Origin of the sequence: Streptomyces sp. NRRL WC-3618 (assembly GCF_001280005.1) — a bacterium.
GTDB lineage: Bacteria > Actinomycetota > Actinomycetes > Streptomycetales > Streptomycetaceae > Streptomyces.
The window spans coordinates 22,125-40,177 of record NZ_LGDW01000292.1; the positions used below are offsets into that span (position 1 = coordinate 22,125).

The 18,053-nt window shown below is 69.8% G+C and carries 16 protein-coding genes; 11 read left to right on the forward strand and 5 right to left on the reverse strand.

Annotation, left to right across the window (positions count from 1 at the left end; genetic code table 11):
• Positions 1-6: 6 nt before the first annotated feature.
• Together ADL01_RS23160 and ADL01_RS23165 are read right to left on the reverse strand one after the other, a co-directional pair.
• Entirely contained in the window at positions 7-1,143 is a 1,137-nt protein-coding gene (locus tag ADL01_RS23160) for an acyl-CoA dehydrogenase family protein (RefSeq protein ID WP_053743943.1), read from the reverse strand.
• Positions 1,143-2,336: an amidohydrolase family protein gene (locus tag ADL01_RS23165; RefSeq protein ID WP_053743944.1), complete on the reverse strand. Its 1,194-nt coding sequence runs from the start codon at positions 2,334-2,336 to the stop codon at positions 1,143-1,145. Before ADL01_RS23165 ends, ADL01_RS23160 begins: the two co-directional genes overlap by 1 nt.
• A gap of 171 nt (positions 2,337-2,507) precedes the next feature.
• Here ADL01_RS23165 and ADL01_RS23170 point away from each other — a divergent pair, with 171 nt between their 5' ends.
• Entirely contained in the window at positions 2,508-4,064 is a 1,557-nt protein-coding gene (locus tag ADL01_RS23170) for a class I adenylate-forming enzyme family protein (RefSeq protein ID WP_053743945.1), read from the forward strand.
• Here ADL01_RS23170 and ADL01_RS23175 read toward each other — a convergent pair.
• Both ADL01_RS23175 and ADL01_RS23180 read right to left on the reverse strand, forming a co-directional pair.
• Positions 4,007-4,555, reverse strand: coding sequence for an EF-hand domain-containing protein (locus ADL01_RS23175; protein ID WP_053743946.1), 549 nt, complete (start codon positions 4,553-4,555; stop codon positions 4,007-4,009). The genes ADL01_RS23170 and ADL01_RS23175 overlap by 58 nt on opposite strands.
• A gap of 208 nt (positions 4,556-4,763) precedes the next feature.
• Positions 4,764-5,165 (reverse strand): STAS domain-containing protein, encoded by a 402-nt coding sequence (locus ADL01_RS23180; RefSeq protein WP_053743981.1) that lies wholly within the window; start codon positions 5,163-5,165, stop codon positions 4,764-4,766.
• Positions 5,166-5,527: 362 nt separating this feature from the next.
• Here ADL01_RS23180 and ADL01_RS23185 point away from each other — a divergent pair, with 362 nt between their 5' ends.
• From ADL01_RS23185 to ADL01_RS23230, 10 genes are all read left to right on the forward strand, one after another.
• Positions 5,528-6,157: a sigma-70 family RNA polymerase sigma factor gene (locus ADL01_RS23185; protein ID WP_053743947.1), complete on the forward strand. Its 630-nt coding sequence runs from the start codon at positions 5,528-5,530 to the stop codon at positions 6,155-6,157.
• Positions 6,154-7,509, forward strand: coding sequence for a zf-HC2 domain-containing protein (locus tag ADL01_RS23190; protein WP_053743948.1), 1,356 nt, complete (start codon positions 6,154-6,156; stop codon positions 7,507-7,509). The genes ADL01_RS23185 and ADL01_RS23190 overlap by 4 nt, the downstream gene beginning before the upstream one ends.
• Positions 7,510-7,942: 433 nt before the next feature.
• Positions 7,943-8,956: a C-terminal binding protein gene (locus tag ADL01_RS23195; RefSeq protein ID WP_053743949.1), complete on the forward strand. Its 1,014-nt coding sequence runs from the start codon at positions 7,943-7,945 to the stop codon at positions 8,954-8,956.
• 42 nt (positions 8,957-8,998) lie between these two features.
• A complete protein-coding gene (locus tag ADL01_RS23200) occupies positions 8,999-10,174 on the forward strand; it encodes a KamA family radical SAM protein (RefSeq protein WP_063783565.1) in 1,176 nt (391 codons plus the stop codon).
• Positions 10,171-11,355, forward strand: coding sequence for an alanine racemase (gene alr / locus ADL01_RS23205; protein ID WP_053743951.1), 1,185 nt, complete (start codon positions 10,171-10,173; stop codon positions 11,353-11,355). Before ADL01_RS23200 ends, alr begins: the two co-directional genes overlap by 4 nt.
• Positions 11,356-11,410: 55 nt before the next feature.
• The gene (locus tag ADL01_RS23210) at positions 11,411-12,511 is read left to right on the forward strand and encodes an iron-containing redox enzyme family protein (protein WP_053743952.1); all 1,101 of its coding nucleotides are present in this window, start codon (positions 11,411-11,413) and stop codon (positions 12,509-12,511) included.
• A gap of 9 nt (positions 12,512-12,520) precedes the next feature.
• On the forward strand, positions 12,521-13,597 hold the full coding sequence (locus tag ADL01_RS23215; protein ID WP_053743953.1) for a pyridoxal phosphate-dependent aminotransferase: 1,077 nt from the start codon (positions 12,521-12,523) through the stop codon (positions 13,595-13,597).
• A gap of 10 nt (positions 13,598-13,607) precedes the next feature.
• Entirely contained in the window at positions 13,608-14,819 is a 1,212-nt protein-coding gene (gene metK, locus ADL01_RS23220) for a methionine adenosyltransferase (protein ID WP_053743954.1), read from the forward strand.
• A gap of 116 nt (positions 14,820-14,935) precedes the next feature.
• Complete coding sequence (locus ADL01_RS23225) at positions 14,936-16,297, forward strand: glutamate-cysteine ligase family protein (RefSeq protein WP_053743955.1); 1,362 nt, start codon at positions 14,936-14,938, stop codon at positions 16,295-16,297.
• A gap of 87 nt (positions 16,298-16,384) precedes the next feature.
• The gene (locus ADL01_RS23230) at positions 16,385-17,029 is read left to right on the forward strand and encodes a dihydrofolate reductase family protein (protein ID WP_053743956.1); all 645 of its coding nucleotides are present in this window, start codon (positions 16,385-16,387) and stop codon (positions 17,027-17,029) included.
• Positions 17,030-17,149: 120 nt separating this feature from the next.
• Here the strand turns inward: ADL01_RS23230 and purU are convergent, their stop codons facing one another.
• Positions 17,150-18,043 (reverse strand): formyltetrahydrofolate deformylase, encoded by an 894-nt coding sequence (gene purU / locus ADL01_RS23235; protein WP_053743957.1) that lies wholly within the window; start codon positions 18,041-18,043, stop codon positions 17,150-17,152.
• Positions 18,044-18,053 lie beyond the last annotated feature (10 nt).

The window sequence follows — 18,053 nt, forward strand, 5'->3', positions numbered from 1 at the left end:
CCGGTGTCACCGTCCTTTCGGCAGCCCGAGAACGCGTTCGGCCACGATGCTGTGCTGGATCTGGGAGGTGCCGGCGGCGATGGTGTACGACAGTGAGGACAACCGGTCGAGCACCCAGGGCTGTTCGAGATCCAGGGCCGCGCCGCCCGCACCCCCCAGCACCTCCGCCGCCGCCTCGTACAACTCCTGCCGGGCGTGCGAGTACCGCAGCTTGAAGACCGACCCGCCGACTCCCGGCACCCCCGCGCTCGCCTCGCTCACGTTCCACTGCGTCAGCCGCCACAGCGCCCGGAACTCGGCGTTCAGCCGACCGAGACGGCGGCGCAGCACAGGGTCGTCCCAGCGCCCGTTCTCCCTAGCCGCCAGGGCGAGTTCGCCCAGCACCCGGCGGCAGGCGACCACCTCCCCGACGAACGCCGTGCCGCGCTCGAAGGACAGCGTCACCATCGTCACGCGCCAGCCGTCGTTCTCCTCGCCGACCCGGTTGGCGACCGGCACCCGGACCTCGTCGAGGAAGACCTCGGCGAACTCGTTCGACCCGGCGAGCGTGCGCAGCGGCCGTACCGTGATGCCCGGCGCGTCCATGGGCATGGCCAGCCAGGTGATCCCGCGATGCTTGGGCGCGTCCGGGTCGGTGCGCACCAACAACTCGCACCAGTCGGCGACTTCGGCGTGCGAGGTCCAGATCTTGGCGCCGCTCACCACGTAGTCGTCGCCGTCGCGCCACGCGCGCGTGCGCAGCGCCGCGAGGTCCGATCCGGCGTCCGGCTCACTGAACCCCTGGCACCAGACCTCCTCGCCGCGCAGCACGGGCGGCAGCCAGCGCGCCCGCTGTTCGTCACTTCCCTCGGCGGCGACGGTCGGCCCGGCGTGCAGCAGCCCGACGAAGTTCGCCCCCACATAGGGCGCGCCGGCCTTCTCCGTCTCCTCCAGGAAGATCATCCGTACGGCGGGGCCGGCGCCCCAGTGGACGTCGCCGTACCCGGCGTCGTACAGCGTCCGCTGCCAGCCGAGGTCGTACGCGCGCCGCCCGGGCCAGTCGTCCGGCGAGGGCTTCGCCGGCAGCGAGGGGAGCGCCTTGCCCAGCCACTCCCTCAACCGGGCCCGGAATTGCGCCTCTTGGGGAGTGTCGGAGAGGTCCACTACTTGTCCAGGTCGAGGCCGAGCATGCGGATGGCGTTGCCGCGCATCAGCTTGTAGACGGTCTCGTCGTCGAGGTCCTTCACATGGTCGAGGGCGACCTCCTTGGTGTGCGGGAAGGTCGAGTCGACGTGCGGGTAGTCGGTCTCGAAGGTGGCGTTGTCCCGGCCGACGACGTCCAGCGAGGCGACGCCGTGCTTGTCGCGGAAGAAGCAGCAGAAGATCTGCCGGTAGTAGTACGTGGACGGGGGTTCGGGGATCAGATCCCGCACCCCGCCCCACGCGCGGTGCTCCTCCCACACGTCGTCGGCGCGCTCCAGGGCGTACGGGATCCAGCCCATCTGCCCTTCGCTGTACGCGAGTTTGAGTGCCGGGAACTTCACCAGCACCCCGCTGAACAGGAAGTCCATCATCGACGCCATCGCGTTGTTGAAGCTCAGCGAGGCCTGTACGGCGGGCGGCGCGTCCGGGGAGGCGGCGGGCATCTGGCTGCTGCTGCCGATGTGCATGTTGACGACCGTCCCGGTCTCCTCGCACACCGCGAAGAACGGGTCCCAGTAGCCGGAGTGGATCGACGGCAGCCCGAGGTACGTCGGGATCTCCGAGAACGTCACCGCGCGCACCCCGCGTGCGGCGTTGCGCCGGATCTCCGCGACCGCCAACTCGACGTCCCACAAGGGGATCAGGCACAGTGGGATCAGCCGGCCGCCGCTGTCGCCGCACCACTCCTCCACCATCCAGTCGTTGTAGGCGCGCACGCAGGCGAGGGCTACTTCCTTGTCGTGCGCCTCGGCGAAGGTCTGCCCGCAGAACCGGGGGAAGGTCGGGAAGCAGAGGGAGCCCTCGACGTGGTTGAGGTCCATGTCCGCGAGCCGGGCCTTCGGGTCCCAGCAGCCGCGCCGCATCTGCTCGCGGGTGATGCCGTCGAGGGTCATCTCGTCCCGGGAGAACCCGACGGCCGCGATGATCCGCTTGTACGGGAACTGCAGGTCCTCGTACTGCCACCAGTCGGTGAGCGGACCGTCGGGGTCGGTCGTGATCCGGTACTTGCCGCCCACGTAGGCGAGTTCGCCGATTCCGGCGGTGAATGGCTTGGGTCCCCTGTCCCGGTACCTGGCCGGCAGCCAGGTCTCGAAGAGGTGCGCGGGTTCGATCACGTGGTCGTCGACGCTGATGATGCGGGGCAGTTCGGTCATGGGTCCCCTCCGCCTGGCGGGTGCCGATGGATAGATTGGCAGATCATCTGACGGGCCGTCAGTTGTGCCCCTCAGAAGGTTAGTCCCGCGCCTATGGACCGACAAGGCGTGAAGCCCTACGCTCCCCGCACGATCTGATGGACCGTCAGCCACTGTGCCATTGGGGGCAACGTGAACGTCGTCGACACCGCACACGCCCTGGGTTCGGCCCGTACCCTCTGGGAGCTGGTGTTCCGGCGCGCCGAACTCACCCCCGAGCGGCCCGTCTTCCTCCAGGACGACCGCTCGCTCACCTTCGGCGAACTCCGCACCCGCGCCGAGCGGGTGGCGGCGGGCCTGTACGGCATGGGCGTACGGCCCGGCACGGTCGTCGCCTGGCAGCTGCCCACCCGTATCGAGACCGCCCTGCTCTCCTTCGCGCTGGCCCGCCTCGGCGCCACGCAGTCGCCGGTCATCCCCTTCTACCGGGACCGCGAAGTCGGCTTCGCCCTGCGGGAGTCGAAGGCGGAGTTCTTCGCGGTACCGGGCGTGTGGCGCGGCTTCGACCACACGGAGATGGCGAGGCGGCTCGGCGCGAAGGGCGTCTTCCCTGCGTACGACGGCGACGAACTCCCGGACGGGGACCCGTCGTCGCTGCCGCCACCGCCCGCCGACGGCACCTCGGTCCGCTGGATCTACTGGACCTCGGGCACGACCTCCGACCCCAAGGGCGTGCTCCACACGGACCGTTCACTCATCGCGGGCGGCGCGTGTCTCGCCCACGCGCTGCGGCTCACCGAGTCCGACGTGGGCTCGATGGCCTTCCCGTACGCCCATATCGCCGGCCCCGACTACACCGTGATGCTGCTGCTCTACGGCTTCCCGGCGGTGATGTTCGAGCAGTTCGCGCTGCCGGACGCGCTCGAGGGGTACCGCAAGCACGGGGTCACGGTGGCCGGCGGTTCCACGGCCTTCTACTCCATGTTCCTCGCCGAGCAGCGCAAGCAGCCGGACGTTCCGGTGATCCCCACCCTGCGGCTGCTCGCGGGCGGCGGGGCGCCCAAGCCGCCGGAGGTCTACCACTCGGTCGTCCGCGAGATGGGCGTGCAGCTCACGCACGGCTACGGGATGACCGAGGTGCCGATGATCACCATGGGGGCCCCGGACGACACGGTCGACAACCTGGCGACGACGGAGGGGCGTCCGCCGGAGGGGATGGAGATACGGGTGGTGGAGGGCGAGGTGCGGCTGCGCGGGGAGGCCGTCTGCCAGGGGTATCTGGACCCCGCGCAGACCGCCGAGGCCTTCGACGCGGACGGCTTTCTGCGCACCGGTGATCTGGGATTCCTCACCGGGAGCGGGCACTTGGTGCTGACCGGGCGGCTCAAGGACGTCATCATCCGCAAGGGCGAGAACATCTCGGCGAAGGAGATCGAGGACCTGCTGCACACGCATCCGGGGGTGGGCGATGTGGCGGTGGTGGGACTGCCGGACGCGGAGCGCGGGGAGTTGGTTTGCGCGGTGGTCGAACAGGCGCCGGGTGGTGGTGAGTTGACGCTGTCCGCGCTGACCTCGTATCTGCGCGCGGAAGGGCTGTCCGTGCACAAGCTGCCGGAGCGGCTGGAGCTGGTGGACGCCCTTCCGCGCAACGACGCCCTGCGGAAGGTGCTCAAGTACAAGCTGCGCGAGCGTTACTCGGGGCCGGTGCCCTCGCCCGAGCCCTCGTCCGAGTCCGACACGTCGAAGTAGCGGGCCAACGCGTCGACGATCTCCGTCTCGCCGACTTTGCCGTCCGCGTCGGTGTCCAGCGTCGCGGCGGCCATGGCGGCGATGTCCTCGGGCACGCCGAGCGCTTTGAGGACGCGCTCGGTGTCCCCGAGGGTCGCCGCGCCGTCGCCGTCCAGGTCCGCGACGGCCAGGGCCGCGTGCAGGAAGGGGCGGGCGATCTCGGCGAACCGGCCGGGGCTGTCGTGCAGCCGCTTCACGGCGCCGTTCACGAACTCGTCGCGGGTGATCCGCTGGTCGCCGTCCCGGTCAGCAATCCCCGCCATGCCCTGCCAGAAGGCCTCGGCGCCGCCGTAGAGGGCCTGGCCCTTGTCGGACCGGGCGGGAGTGCCGAACTCGGCGAGCAGCGCCTTGGCCGCCACGTTGAAGTCCTCGCGGTCGATGTAGCCGTTGCCGTCCTGATCGAAGACGGTGAACCGGGCGGCGATCTTCCGCCCGTACTCGGAGCTGACCATGTCTGTCGGGCCCGCCTTACGTCTGCTGCGTACGTCTGTGTCGTACCTGTGCGTTTTACCTCTGCGCCGAGGTTCTTGTATGACCTCTGCTACCGCTGCCACCTCTGCGCCGAGGTCTTTCTGGCACGGAGCGTACGACGTGCGGACGGCGACGGGGGCGGGAAAGCGGCGCCTGTGCCAAGACTGGGGGAATTCCGGGACAACGGAGTCATGCGGGCGTGGCGGCCTGGAGGGGGGTCGCGGCCTCGTCGGTGGCCGTGGTGAGGTCCGCGTAGACGTCGAAGAGGCGGCGGACGCCCAGGGCGCCGAGGACCCGGTTGACGTGGTGGGCGTGGGCGCTGTCCGCGGCGCCCTGCGCGGGCAGGATCAGGCGCAGGCTGCCCTGGCAGGAGCGCATCAGCCGACGGGTGGCGATGAGGACGCCGACGCCGCTGGAGTCGCAGAAGACGACCTCGGAGAGATCGAGGACGACCCGGTGGCGGCCGTCGGCCACCGCACTGTGCACGCGTTGTCGCAGCTCCGGCGAGGTGACCAGGTCCATCTCCCCGGACACCTGGAGCACGGTCCAGCCGCCGCGCTCGCCGTCGGTCACCTTGAACGACACCATCACGCCTCTATCCGACTCGTCCGACTCGTCCGCCACAAACGGAAGCTTGACCTTCGCTTCCTGTCGACGCGGCTGCCCAACAGCCGTGCCATCAAACACCGCACATCTACTCGGCCGAGATCGCAAGAGACTTGCAAGCGGTTTCAGAGGGCTTGTTTCGGTCACCCGTGATCCTGTTTGATCAAAAAAGGCGCGCGGAAGGTCACGATCGGTCATTCTCCGTCGGTTCTTTACCCTCCGGAGCGCCTCTGAGAGCGCACAATGCCGCAAAGCCGAGTGGGCTGTCAGAGGGGCCGACTACATTCGAGGAGAGGGTGGGCGACCGCCGGACCTGGACGGCAGTACGGGGGGGGTGAGGGGGCAGCATGGCGAAGCAGGACACACCGCCCCGCTGGGACCGCAAGATGCAGCAGCGGCTCGCGCGCGGGGAGGCAGCCGCGCTCGGCGAGCTGTACGACCGGTTCGCCTCCCTCGTGCACGGCCTCGCCCACCGCGTCCTCGGCGACGAACAGGCGGCCGACCGCATCACGCGCGAGGTCTTCGCCCACGTCTGGCAGCACCCCGACACCTACGACCCCAAACAGGGCCCGCTGCGTTCCTGTCTGGCCACCCTGACCCACCGCCTCGCGGTCCAGCGCCTGCGCCAGACGGAGACGGCCGCGCTGGCCCAGGGCGACGCCACGGAGCCCACTGGCACCACGGAGACCACGGGCACCACTGGCTCGACGGGCTCCCTGGAGGAACTGGAACGCCGGGTCCGCCGCGCCTCCGTCGCCGCCCGCGCCGACTACATCGTCACGTCGATGCCCGCCCCGCTGCGCGCCGCCCTGGAGCTGGCGTACTTCCAACGGCGCGACTACCGCCAGACCGCCGCCGACCTGGGCGTCACGGAGGCCGAGGCCCGCCGCCGCCTCCGCCTCGGCCTCCAACTCCTGTCCACGGCCCACGACACGGGCACACCAGGAGCACCCCCCGAATACGGGGGTGCGGTGTGAGCGGCGCGGGCAACGAGGACGGGGACTGGGAGGGGTACGCGGGGGAGGGCACCCAGGGCCACAGGGGCGAGGGTGCCGGTGCCGACGGCGGCAACGGACCGGGACCTGCACCGGCCACCGGCGCCGGCCCGCCCCGTATACCGATGCCGCGCTCCTCGGTCGAGGACACGGGCCGCCCCCTGCCCGACGCCCCTGAGGCGGCTGCCGTCCCCTCAGTCTCTCTGGCCCCTCTGGTCCTGGAACACGACGTACTGAGGTCGCTGCTCGGGGCCTGGGCGCTGGCCGCCTGCGCGCCGGAGGAGACGCTCGCCGTCGAGGAGCACCTCGGGGAGTGCGGGGCCTGCGCGGACGAGGCGCGGCGGCTGCGCGAAGCGGTCGAGCTGTTGCAGCGCCCGGACCCCCTCGACCTGGACCCGACCCTGCGCACCCGCGTCCTGCAAGGCTGCCTCGACCGGCGCCCGCCACGCATCCCGGTACCGGAGTGGGCGGCCCCCTACGACGCGGAGACCGCCCGCCTCGACGCCCTGCTCCAGGACTTCGGCGACGCGGAGTGGCACGCGCACGTGCGGCTGCGCTGGTTCGAGGGCGACAAGCAGACGACCCGGCGTACGACGGTCGCCGGTGTCATCGCGCATCTGCTGAGCGTGGACGGCCTGGTCGCGGTCGCGCTGGGCCTCGACGACCCGCTCACCGGCGAGCACAAGACGCCGGTCGCACCGACTCCGGCGGCGCGTACGGAGGCGTACTGGCGCGCCTCATACTTCCCGCCGACGCGGTCCGTACGGGTGCCGTGGCGGGAGCAGAGCCACGGCATCGTACGTACCGCGGCCTTCGCGGGCGACGGGTCCGGCAAGCTTCCGGTGCCGTACGGCGAGTTCGAACTGCCACTGCACCAGGCGATGTTGGACCGCGCCTTCGAGTGCTGGGTGCACGCGGGCGACATCGCGGAGGCGGTCAGCTACCCGTACACCCCGCCCGCCCCGCCCCACCTCCACGGCATGATCGCCCTCGCCGCCCGCATGCTCCCGGAAGCCCTGGCCGCCCGCCGCCGGGCAGGCCTGGCCTCCCCGAGCCGGACGGCCCGCCACCTGGTCCCGGCCGGCGAACCGGGCCGCAGCCTGCGCCTGGAGATCGAGGGCTCGGGCGGCGGCGAGTGGCTGATCCCCCTGGACTCCCCGGCCGCGCTCCCCTCGGCCGCCCACGAGGTGGCCCATGTGGCCCTGGACGGCACGGAGTTCTGCCAGCTGGCGGCGGGACACGTATCACCGGAGGAAGCGGCGGCGGGACAGGACGGGGACCGCGAGGCGATCAGGGATGTGCTGTTCGCGGCGGCGTCGCTGAGCCGGATGTAGGTCTATCGGGGCGCACGAACGCGAGCCGGTCCCGCGCACGAGGCCAGGCGTCTCCTGGAAGCGAGGTGGGGCTCATGGCGGGCGCTCCCGCATGCCGACCAGGGCAGGCATTGAACGCGTCCGTATCTCCGGCGTGGAGACCGGAATAGCTCCACCGCGGTGTTCGGACCGGTAATTCAAGATCGGCGTCAAGGGCTTCGCCGGGCCACCGTCAGATCCACTTCGGATTTCGGCCAGCCACCGCATGGATCCCGCAGGTCGGTGATCCTGCCGCACCTCCGATTCGACTCAATCGCGCCCAGCCGAAACATTGCGGTGGGAACCGTCCGCAGCCATGCGACTCGGGACGGTTGCCCTGGCGTCTGAAAGGCGACTTGTGTCGGGCGGGAAACCTCCCGTTCAATTGATCCAAAACAGGGAGGCGGAAAACGCGATGTCCCATCCGAGCGCCGCCAGAAAACCAAGCCTGTATCACACCACACCGATGGTTTCCATCCTTGACGCCCCGGGTGCGGGTTATGTCGAGAACGCCGAGGTCGAGCAGCGGGTCATCGGTTCGCACGGTGAATTGCGGACGTGCATTGTTCCGGAACACGAGCGAGATCGACTACAGGAACTCGACGCCGACTACGTCATTCTTTGGCACCGGGTTTCCCTGGACGCGGACTTCTTCGAAAAGAACAGGACCTGCCGTGCGGTCGTCTGCGCGAGCGTCGGTTATGACCACGTCGCCGTCGAGGCCGCCCATGCCCGCGGGATTGCCGTTTATCACGTCCCCCATTACGGCACCGAAGAGGTGGCCGACCACACGTTGGCCTTGTTCCTCGCCCTGGCGCGCCGGCTCGGGGACCTGAGCGGCCATGTACGGGACGGCGGCTGGGACTGGCGGACGATCGGTGACGCGCGACGGCTGAGGGGCAGCGTGTGGGGCGTCATCGGGCTCGGGCGTATCGGGCTCGCGGTGGCGGAGCGGGCCAAGGCGTTCGGTATGCGGGTCGTCTTCCACGATCCGTACAACCATCCCGGCATCGAGAAATCGCTCGGTATCGAGCGCCACGCAGATCTGAACACGCTGCTGGAGGTGTCCGACGCGGTCAGCCTGCACGTGCCGCTCGACGCCGGCACCCGCCATCTGCTGGACGGTGAGCGGCTGCGCAGGATGAAACGTGGCGCGGCGCTCATCAATACGGCGCGTGGCGCGCTCGTCGACATCGAGGCCCTCAAGGGAGCACTGACCGAGGAACGGCCTGCCTGGGCCGCGCTGGACGTGGTGGAGGGAGAGCCTTCCCTTCCCGATTGGCTGCGCGACCATCCGCAGGTGCTGCTCAGCCCGCACGCCGCTTTCTACTCGGTGGAATCCTTCGCCGAACTGCGCACCCGAGCCGCCGAAGCGGTGGTTCAGCTGATCAATGGGGCGCCCGTCACCTCAGCCATTCTCGTGCCCTGAACTCAGACGTCCCGCATCGCCATACGTTCCGAGGAGCACACATTGACCACGGAAGCCGCCAAGAGCGAAGTCAACGGGGATTGGACGGACTGGAAATGGCAGCAGCGCAACGCGGTGCGGACTGCGAAGCAGTTCCGCCGTAGCTTTCCCGATTGCGATCAGGATCTGGTGGACCTGATCGAACACCACAACACCACCAAGAAGTTCCAGGTGACGCCCTACTACTTAAGCCTCATCCCCACGGATCCCAGTACCGGGGGCCCACTCGGCACCGACCCGCTGTGGAAGCAGGTGGCCCCGTTCGGTACCGATGGATCGACCGACCCGTACAGCTATGACGGGAAGACCGAGAACTGGGAACTCCCGCACGAGATGGTGACCCCCATCGCCCAACACAAGTACGACAACCGCATCATCGTGCGTTACGCGAATGTCTGTCACGCGTACTGCCAGTTCTGTTACGAAGCACTGCGCACACTCGACAAAGAGTCCTCCAAAGAGGTGTTCAACCGGGAATACTGGCAGGCAACGCTCGAATATGTTCGCATGCACCCGGAGGTCGAGGAAATGATCCTGAGCGGCGGAGAGCCGCTCATGCACAGCAATGACCAGATCGACCAGGCGATGGGCGAAGCCCTGGCGGTCCGCCCCGACCTGATTCTGCGCATCCATACGCGCGCGCTGACGTTCAATCCTTACCGTGTCGACCCCGGACTCGCCGACGTACTCGCCCGGCACAGGGTCACCGCGATCGGCCTGCACATCACGCATCCCCGTGAGCTCACCCCCGAGTTCGACACGGCGATCGCGCGCCTGCGCAGCGCCGTGCCCATCCTTTTCGCGAACGTGCCGTTGCTGGCCGGCGTCAACGACGACCCCGACACCATGCGGGACCTGTGCATGGGGCTCTACCGGCGGGGCGTACACGCGGGCTACCTGTACCACTTCATGCCGCACAGCCCGGAGGCCGAGTTCTTCCGTGCCTCCGTACAGCGCGGAGTGGAGATCGTACGGTCGCTGAAGCGGCACATCTCCAACCCGGCTGTTCCCGAGTACGTGCTGCCGCACGCCACCGGCAAGTACACCGTTCCGCTGACGGACGTGGGTGCCGCGGACGCCTTTCCCCGGCATGCCGTCGACGACGACGGCTTCCGGGTGCTGGAATTCGTCAACTGGCAGGGCGAGCACGTCCGTTACCCGGACGTGGAGACCGCATGACCGAGCGGGCCACGCATGCCCCCGTGACGAGTTGTGCGGCCGCCCGGCTGGAGAAGACGGTGTCGGCCGACGCCGTACGGCACAACCTGGCGCTGCTGCGGGCGGAGGCCGGGGGCCGACGGGTGATGCCGGTCGTCAAAGGCGACGCGTACGGGCTCGGGGCCCGCGCCGTCGCCACGCTCCTGGTTGCCTCCGGAGTGGAGGCGCTGGCCGTGGACACCGTCGCCGAGGGAGTCGACCTGCGGGAACACGGCATCGACCGGCCGATTCTGGTGATGGACGTGGACGTGTCCGACAACGCGTCGGCCTGCGCCACGTACGGGCTGATGCCCGCCGTCGCCACCGTGGGACAGGTCGAACGCCACTGCGGTGCGGGCCACCGGCAGGGCGGTCCCGTCACCGTGTGGCTGCGTACCAACATCGGCTTCAACCGGTTCGGACCACGCGAGGACCAGGACTTCGAGGTCGTCCTCGACGCTCTGCGCGAGGCCCGTGCCAAGATCGACGTGGCCGGGGTCTTCGCCCACCTGTCCAGTTCCGCCTGGGACGAGAAGGAAACGGCCGAACAGGCCACCACCTTCCAGTCCCGGGTGCATCAGGCACGGGCGGTACTGGGCGCACACCTCTCCGCGAGCCTGGCCGCGACCCACGGACTGCTGCACCCCGCCGCCCTGCACGGCACGGACTGGATCCGGCCGGGCCTCGGCCTGTACGGACTGCTCCTGCCCGCCGGCCGGAACCTGTCCGGCTGGCAGACCTCCGGCCTGGACCGGCTCCGGCCCGCCCTCACCGTCCGGGCCCGGGTGCTCGACCTGATCGACGTCACCCGGGACGAGGGCCTCGGCTACGACCGTTCCTGCGCCGTACCGCCCGGCCGGTGCCTCGCCTCGGTCGCCATCGGCTTCTCCCGCGGCATCACCGGCTCAGCGGCCGGCTTCTCGGGCCTGCTGCACGGGCGTACCTGCCCCATGGTCGGCAAACCCGGCATGGACTGCACACAGTTCGACGTGACGAAGGTGCCCGGTGTGCGGCCGGGCGACTGGATGACCTTCATCGGGCCCGAACCGGCCGGTGGCCCCGTGGTGCGCACCGCTGAGGACACCGCCGCGGAACTCGGGCTGAGCCTCTACGAGTTGCTCGCCGTGCTCCGGATGCCCGTACGCCTCGAAGACCCGCGATGACCGTCCCGATCCTGGGACGGTTCCCCGTCCAGACCCCGGACAAGGTGGAGGACACGTGACCGAAGACAGCGCCCTGGAGCGGATCCCGCCCCGCGAGGGTGTGATGCGCGCCGCCCAAGCAGCGCCGCCGGGCTCGGTGGAAGCCCAACTGAACGCCTGCCTGCGTGGCCCGGTCGAGCCGTTGGAGCTCAGCGAGGCCCACCGGTCGCTGCTGACAGCCCTCGGCTCCGCACTCGAGCAGGGCGAGCGGAGCCAGGATCCGGAGGCCCTGCTCGACGTACACCGCAGCGCGTACACCGTGTACGAGACACTGCTCGGCCATCCTCTCGGGCCGGCCGCCCACGAACGCAGCGCCTGGTTCAACGCCTTCCGCTGGACGTACGAGGAAGCGGTGCTGCGCGGCGACACCGAGGACATCGCCGAGCGGTTGCCGAGCGCCGAGGACGCGACGCGGCCGGCCTTCGTGCGGGACTGGTTCCTCACCGAGGCCAAGGAACGCAGCACCCTCGACCGAGCCGTCGAGACGCACCTCGCCGAGCACGCCACCGTGGAGCAACTGGCCCGCTTCATCCAGGCCGACGGGTACCTCAACTACCGCTTCTACGACGCTCTCGTGCTGGCACAGCCGCACTTCATGGAGACGGTCAAACACGAGATCAGCCGGCATCTGTGGGACGAGTGCGGGGAGGGCGAGAAGCGGAACGCCCACACCCTCCAGTTCACCCGCAGCCTGCGCACCCTCGGACTGTCCCTGCCCGCCGTCCCGCCGTGGGAGGACTGGCGCCCCTACGCCGGACACAACCTGTACTTCGTGCTCGCCGGCAACCGCAGGCACTACTTCAAGGCACTCGGCAGCCTGGCCATGCCCGAACTCTTCGACGTGGACCGGGACGCGGCCGTCGTCAGGGGACTGGAACGGCACGGCTACACCGCGGACACCGACTTCGAGTTCTTCTACAACCACATGGAAGGAGACGCGGAACACGGCCCCGAGTGGCTGGACGGTGTGGTGCTCCCCATCGTCGACGTCGAGCCCCAGGCGGGGATCGAGCTCATCACCGGCGGGGCGATGCGCATGCTCGCCATGCGCCGCTACAACGAGTACCTCGCCGACTGTCTGGGCCTGGACCCCGCCCTGACCGACGAGAACGGGTGAACCCCGGACGTGGCGAACCCCTTTCCCTCCCTGGAGATGACCGAGCGGAGCTCCGGACGGCGCGCCCGTGAGCGGCTGAGCACCAACGAGAACGAGTTCGGCCCCGCGCCGGAGGTGCTCCGCGCCATCGGGGAAGCGGCGTCCGAAGCCCACCGCTATCCCGACTGCGACCACTTCGTCCTACGACAGCGGCTGGCCGACGAACTGCGCACCGAGCCGGACCACGTCCGTATCGGCTCCGGGGTCGACGGGCTCCTCGGCGAGAGCGTCCGGGCCTTCCTCGGGCCCGGACGCACCGCCGTGACCAGCGCCGTCACCTATCCCACGTTCGCCTACCTCGCCCGCTCACGCGGGACGGCCGTCCATCCGGTGCCCCTGCGCTCCGGCGCTCTCGACCCGGACGAGCTGGCCCGAACCGCACACGAGACCCGCGCCGACGTCATCTACGTCGCCGATCCCGACAACCCGACAGGCAGGTCGCAGGGCGCCCAGGCGGTGCTGAACCTGGCGGACGCACTGCCCCTCGCCACTCTCCTGATCGTCGACGGCGCCTACGCCGAGTACCAGGACCCGTGCCACCGGCTGACCGCGAAGGAGGTGGGAGGACGGCGCATGCTGTGGCTGCGCAGCTTCTCCAAGGCGTACGCACTCGCCGGGCTCCGGATCGGCTACGCCGTCGGCGACCCCGACCTGCTCGCCGCGTTGGACGACGGCGCGGAGCACTACGTCGTGGGCCGGGTGGCCGAGTCCGCGGCCCTCGCCGCGCTCGACGCCACCACGCATCTCGACCGGGTCCTCGCGCAGACCGCGGAGGGACGAGCGCACTACACGGCGGAGCTGGGCGCACTCGGACTCACCGTGCTGCCCGGCCGGACCAACTTCGTCACCGCCCGCACGGCCGCCCCCAAGACGGCGGAACACCTCGCCGACGTACTCGCGCAAGCGGGGATCTTCATCCGCCGGCTGACCGCCCCCGGCATGACCGACTGCGTACGGATCAGCATCGGACCGGCCTCGCAACGCGCGACGGTACTGGAGGCCGTCGCCCACCACCTCGCCCGTCGCCCTGTCGTCCCCACCATCTGAGGGAGCCCTCATGGCCCGTTCCCCCCACGACCTGACCGCCACCCAGATCGCCGAGTCGGTGTGCCCGGGGCACCCGGACAAAGTCGCCGACCAGATCTCGGACAGCGTGCTGGACGCGTTCCTCGCCGCCGACCCGCATTCCCGGGTCAACTGCGAAACCCTGGTCACCCGGGGCAGCGTGGTCGTCACCGGCCAGATCACCTCCACCGCGGACGTGGACGTGGAGAGCACCATCCGCGAGGTGCTCCACGACGTGGGCTACCACGACCCCGCACGGCACGGGCTGTCCGCCGACAGCAGCGAGATACGCATCCAGCTGGACCGCCAGTCACCGGAGATCGCCCACGGTGTCGACCTGGGAGGCGCCGGCGACTCGGGCATCGTCTACGGCTACGCCACCGACGAGACACCGGAGCGGATACCCCTCAGCTGCGTACTGGCCCACGACATCGCCCGGCGTGTCAGCACCGCGCGGGACGACGACGGCGGCAGGCTGCTGGGGCCGGACGGCAAGGTCCAGGTTCAGCTGACCGAGGGACCGGGCGCGGGCTCGGGCGGGGAGACGGGGCGGCGGGCGGTCGTCGTGGTGTCGGCCCAGCACCCCACCGCACTCGGGCTCGAGGAACTGGCCGGCATGGTGGCCGACAAGCTCGTCGGCCCCGCCTTGCGGGAGCGCGACGTCACCCCCGCGCAGATCCATGTGAACCCCGTGGGCACCTTCGTCGTGGGCGGCCCCGCGGCCGACGCGGGCCTGACCGGCCGCAAGCTGATGGTGGACTCCTACGGCGGGCTGGTGCGCCATGGCGGAGGCTGCTGCTCGGGCAAGGACGCCACCAAGGTCGACCGTTCCGGTGCGTACGCCGCCAGGTACCTGGCGGTGAACCTGGTCGCCGCCGGACTGGCGCGGCGCTGCCGGGTCGGACTCGGGTACGCCATCGGCCGCCCGCTCCCCGTGTGGGTGGACGTGAACTTCCTGGGCACCGGCACGGTGGACGCCGAGCGGGTCGCCAGGGCGCTTCCGCACCTGGTGGATCTGCGGGTGGAGTCCGTGATCGAACACCTGGGGCTGCGCTCGGTGCCCTTCCGGCCGACCGCGACCTTCGGCCACTACGGCCGCTCCGACCAGGAATTCACCTGGGACACACCCGGGCTGGCCGAGAAGTTCCGGGAGCACTTCACTACTTCAGGTGATTCCAACTCCGCCTCGGAGACCGCGCTCTGAGCCAACGGCGTGGGAGGGTCGGAATCATCCGGGGATGCCGGAAAATCCACCCTGAAATCGACCCTCCCACGCCATACGCACGCGAGAGCGTTCCCCTTCGTATCCCAAGGTGAGTCATGTCTGTTGCGGCCGAAGCGTCCTCCCTCTCCCCGACGGAGCTGCGCAGCGTGTTCGAGAAGAGCACCTCGCGAGAACTCGTCGGCATCGAAGTCGAGTCCGCCGCTCTGGATCCCCGTACCGGGCTCGGAATTCCCTACGACGGCGCGGCGGGAATCGGCGCCTATCTCGCCCACATGGTGTCGGTGACCGGAGGTGAGCCCCTGCACGACTGCGGATTCCTCGTCGGGGTCCGGCTTCCCGACGGCGGGCTCATCTCGCTCGAACACGGCGGAGCGGTGGAGTACTCGTCGCCCCCGGTGGCCTGCGTCGCCGATCTGATGGACCTCACCCGGCGCACGCTGGCACAGTTCGCGGAGAACGCGGACCGCTTCGGTTTCGCACTGGTGCCCGGGTCCCAGTACCCGTTCACCACGTTCGAGGAAGTGCGGTGGATGCCCCACTCCCGCACCTCGATCATGCGCGAGCACTTCGAAAGCCTCGGCAACGAGGGCATGTTCGGCCCCCGCATCATGTCGATGATTCTCTCGACCCAGGTGTCGTTCGACTTCACCTCGCCCGTCGACCTCGCCGAAAAGCTCCGGGTCCAGGCCGCGGCGTCCACCCCGGCCGCCGCGCTCTTCGTCAACGCGCCCATGGACGGGGGCGAGCCCTGCGGCGCGCTCTCCCGCCGCATGCAGTTCTGGAGCCGCGCGGACCCCGCCCGCACCCGCGTCATCCCGGTCACCCTCCGGGAGGACTTCACCATCGACCGCTTCATCGAGTGGGCACTGACGCTGCCGATGGTGCACAGGGGACTGCCGGACGGAAGCAGGCAACGGGTGACTCCCGTCCCCTTCGCCACTCTGCTGGAGAAGGGCTTCGACGACGGCACGAAACCGGACCTCCAGGACTGGCGAGACCATCTGTCGCAGATCTTCCCGGACGTCCGGCTACGGGACACCCTCGAACTCCGGGCGGTGGACGGGCCGCCCTACCCCGCCCTGGGCGCGGTGCCCGCCTTCTGGAGCGGTCTGACCTACGACGCCGCCGCCCGCGCCTCCGTATGGGAGCTCCTGCGCGGCATCAGCCCCGAGCAGCACCTCCAGGGCCTCGACGACATCGCGGTGCGGGGCATGGACGCGCAGCTGGCGGGCCGCCCCATGCGCGACCTGGCCGCGGAGCTGCTCCGTCTCAGCGAGTCCGGCCTGCGCGCCCAGATCGCCGCGGGGCGGGAACGGGAAGAGGCCGCCGCATACCTGGAGCCGCTCAAAGAGGTCGTACGCACCGGCGAAACCTTCGCCGACCGGGTACTCGCGCTGTGGCACAGCAAGCCCGAGCACTTTCCCGAGGCGTACGTCGACACGTACCGGATCCGCTGAACGGTTGCTCTGGTTGCGATGAGTTTGTTGCCGCCCCCAGGTCTACCCCCCGACCGAGACAGACAGCCGGCGCACCGGGAGTAAGCCATGGGACTCATCCACATCGAGATGTTCGCGACCCTCGACCTCGTCGGGCAGGCGCCCGGCGGTCCCGACGAGGACCCGGCGGGGTTCCCCTTCGGCGGCTGGCAGGCGCCCCTGATCGACGACGTCACCGGGGCGCAGATCCTTGCCGCGTACGAGGGGACGGACGCCCTTCTGCTGGGGCGGCGGACGTACGACCTCTTCGCCTCCTACTGGCCGCACCAGAAGGGCGGCGAGGACAACGAGATCGCCACGCTCTTCAACAGCATCCCGAAGTACGTGGCGTCCCGCGGCACGCCCGACCTCCCGTGGGCCGGGTCCACCCAGCTCGGCCCGGATCTGGCGGGCGCGGTGCGCGAGATCCGCGACCGGCACAAGAACGTGAAGGTCGTCGGCAGCCTGGACCTGGTGCAGACCCTCCTGCGCGAGAAGCTCTTCGACCGTCTCGACCTCTGGGTGCACCCGATCGTCCTCGGCGTCGGCAAGAAGCTGTTCGAGGACGGCGCGGTCCCCACGAACGTCACCCTCCTCGAACCACCGGTGGCCAACCCCAAGGGCACGGTGTACCTCCGCTACGGCCTCGCCGAGGGCACGCCGGCGACAGGTGACATGAGCGCCCCGGACCGCGGCCTCAGCAACGACGCCTGAAACCGCCCCGGCAGGGCCCCGGCGCCGGTCTCGGTTCGCTGGTCTCGGTTCGCTGGTCTCGGTTCGCCGGAATGTGATCTCTTCCTGTGGGATCGGGCTGCCGGGGCCGCCGCCGATCACCTACGCGAAGACGACCGTCCGGCGTCCGTTCAGCAGAATCCGTCGCTCCGCGTGCCACTTCACAGCCCGCGCCAGTGCCTGGCACTCCACGTCGCGGCCGATCGCCACCAGCTGGTCCGGCGTCACGTCGTGGGCGACGCGTTCGACCTCCTGCTCGATGATCGGGCCCTCGTCCAGGTCCGCCGTGACGTAGTGGGCCGTCGCGCCGATCAGCTTCACGCCTCGGGCGTGGGCCTGGTGGTAGGGCTTCGCGCCCTTGAAGCTCGGGAGGAAGGAGTGGTGGATGTTGATGATGCGGCCGCTGAGCGCCTTGCACAGGTCGTCCGACAGGACCTGCATGTAGCGGGCCAGCACCACCAGCTCCACGTTCTCCTTGCGCACCAGCTCCAGCAGCCGCGCCTCCGCCTCCGCCTTGGTGTCCTTGGTCACCGGGATGTGGACGAAGGGGACGTCGTACGAGGCGACCAGCTCGGCGAAGTCCGTGTGGTTGGAGACGACCGCCGCGATGTCGACCGGCAGGGCGCCGATGCGGGCGCGGAAGAGGAGGTCGTTGAGGCAGTGGCCGAACTTGCTGACCATGAGGACGATCCGCATACGGTCCTCGGCGCGGTGGATCTGCCAGTCCATCTGGAAGGCGTCACCGATCGCCGCGAAGCTCGCCCGCAGCTTCTCCACCGTCACCGGGGCCTCGCCCGAGAAGTGGACGCGCATGAAGAACAGTCCCGTGTCCCGGTCGCCGAACTGCTGGCTGTCCTCGATGTTGCAGCCGGTCATGAAGAGGTAGCTCGACACGGCGTGCACGATGCCCGGCTTGTCGGGGCACGAAAGGGTGAGGACGTACTGCTCGACGGGCCGCTCGGTGGCGGCCGTGGCTCGGCTGGACTGCTCGTTCATGCCGGACAGG

Bases quoted from the DNA above. Each gene is read 5' to 3' on its own strand.
- purU (WP_053743957.1), bottom strand. From the start codon at position 18,043: ATGAACGAGCAGTCCAGCCGAGCCACGGCCGCCACCGAGCGGCCCGTC.
- ADL01_RS23175 (WP_053743946.1), bottom strand. From the start codon at position 4,555: ATGGTCAGCTCCGAGTACGGGCGGAAGATCGCCGCCCGGTTCACCGTC.
- ADL01_RS23230 (WP_053743956.1), top strand. From the start codon at position 16,385: ATGGGACTCATCCACATCGAGATGTTCGCGACCCTCGACCTCGTCGGG.
- ADL01_RS23165 (WP_053743944.1), bottom strand. From the start codon at position 2,336: ATGACCGAACTGCCCCGCATCATCAGCGTCGACGACCACGTGATCGAA.
- ADL01_RS23195 (WP_053743949.1), top strand. From the start codon at position 7,943: ATGTCCCATCCGAGCGCCGCCAGAAAACCAAGCCTGTATCACACCACA.
- metK (WP_053743954.1), top strand. From the start codon at position 13,608: ATGGCCCGTTCCCCCCACGACCTGACCGCCACCCAGATCGCCGAGTCG.
- alr (WP_053743951.1), top strand. From the start codon at position 10,171: ATGACCGAGCGGGCCACGCATGCCCCCGTGACGAGTTGTGCGGCCGCC.
- ADL01_RS23185 (WP_053743947.1), top strand. From the start codon at position 5,528: ATGGCGAAGCAGGACACACCGCCCCGCTGGGACCGCAAGATGCAGCAG.
- ADL01_RS23225 (WP_053743955.1), top strand. From the start codon at position 14,936: ATGTCTGTTGCGGCCGAAGCGTCCTCCCTCTCCCCGACGGAGCTGCGC.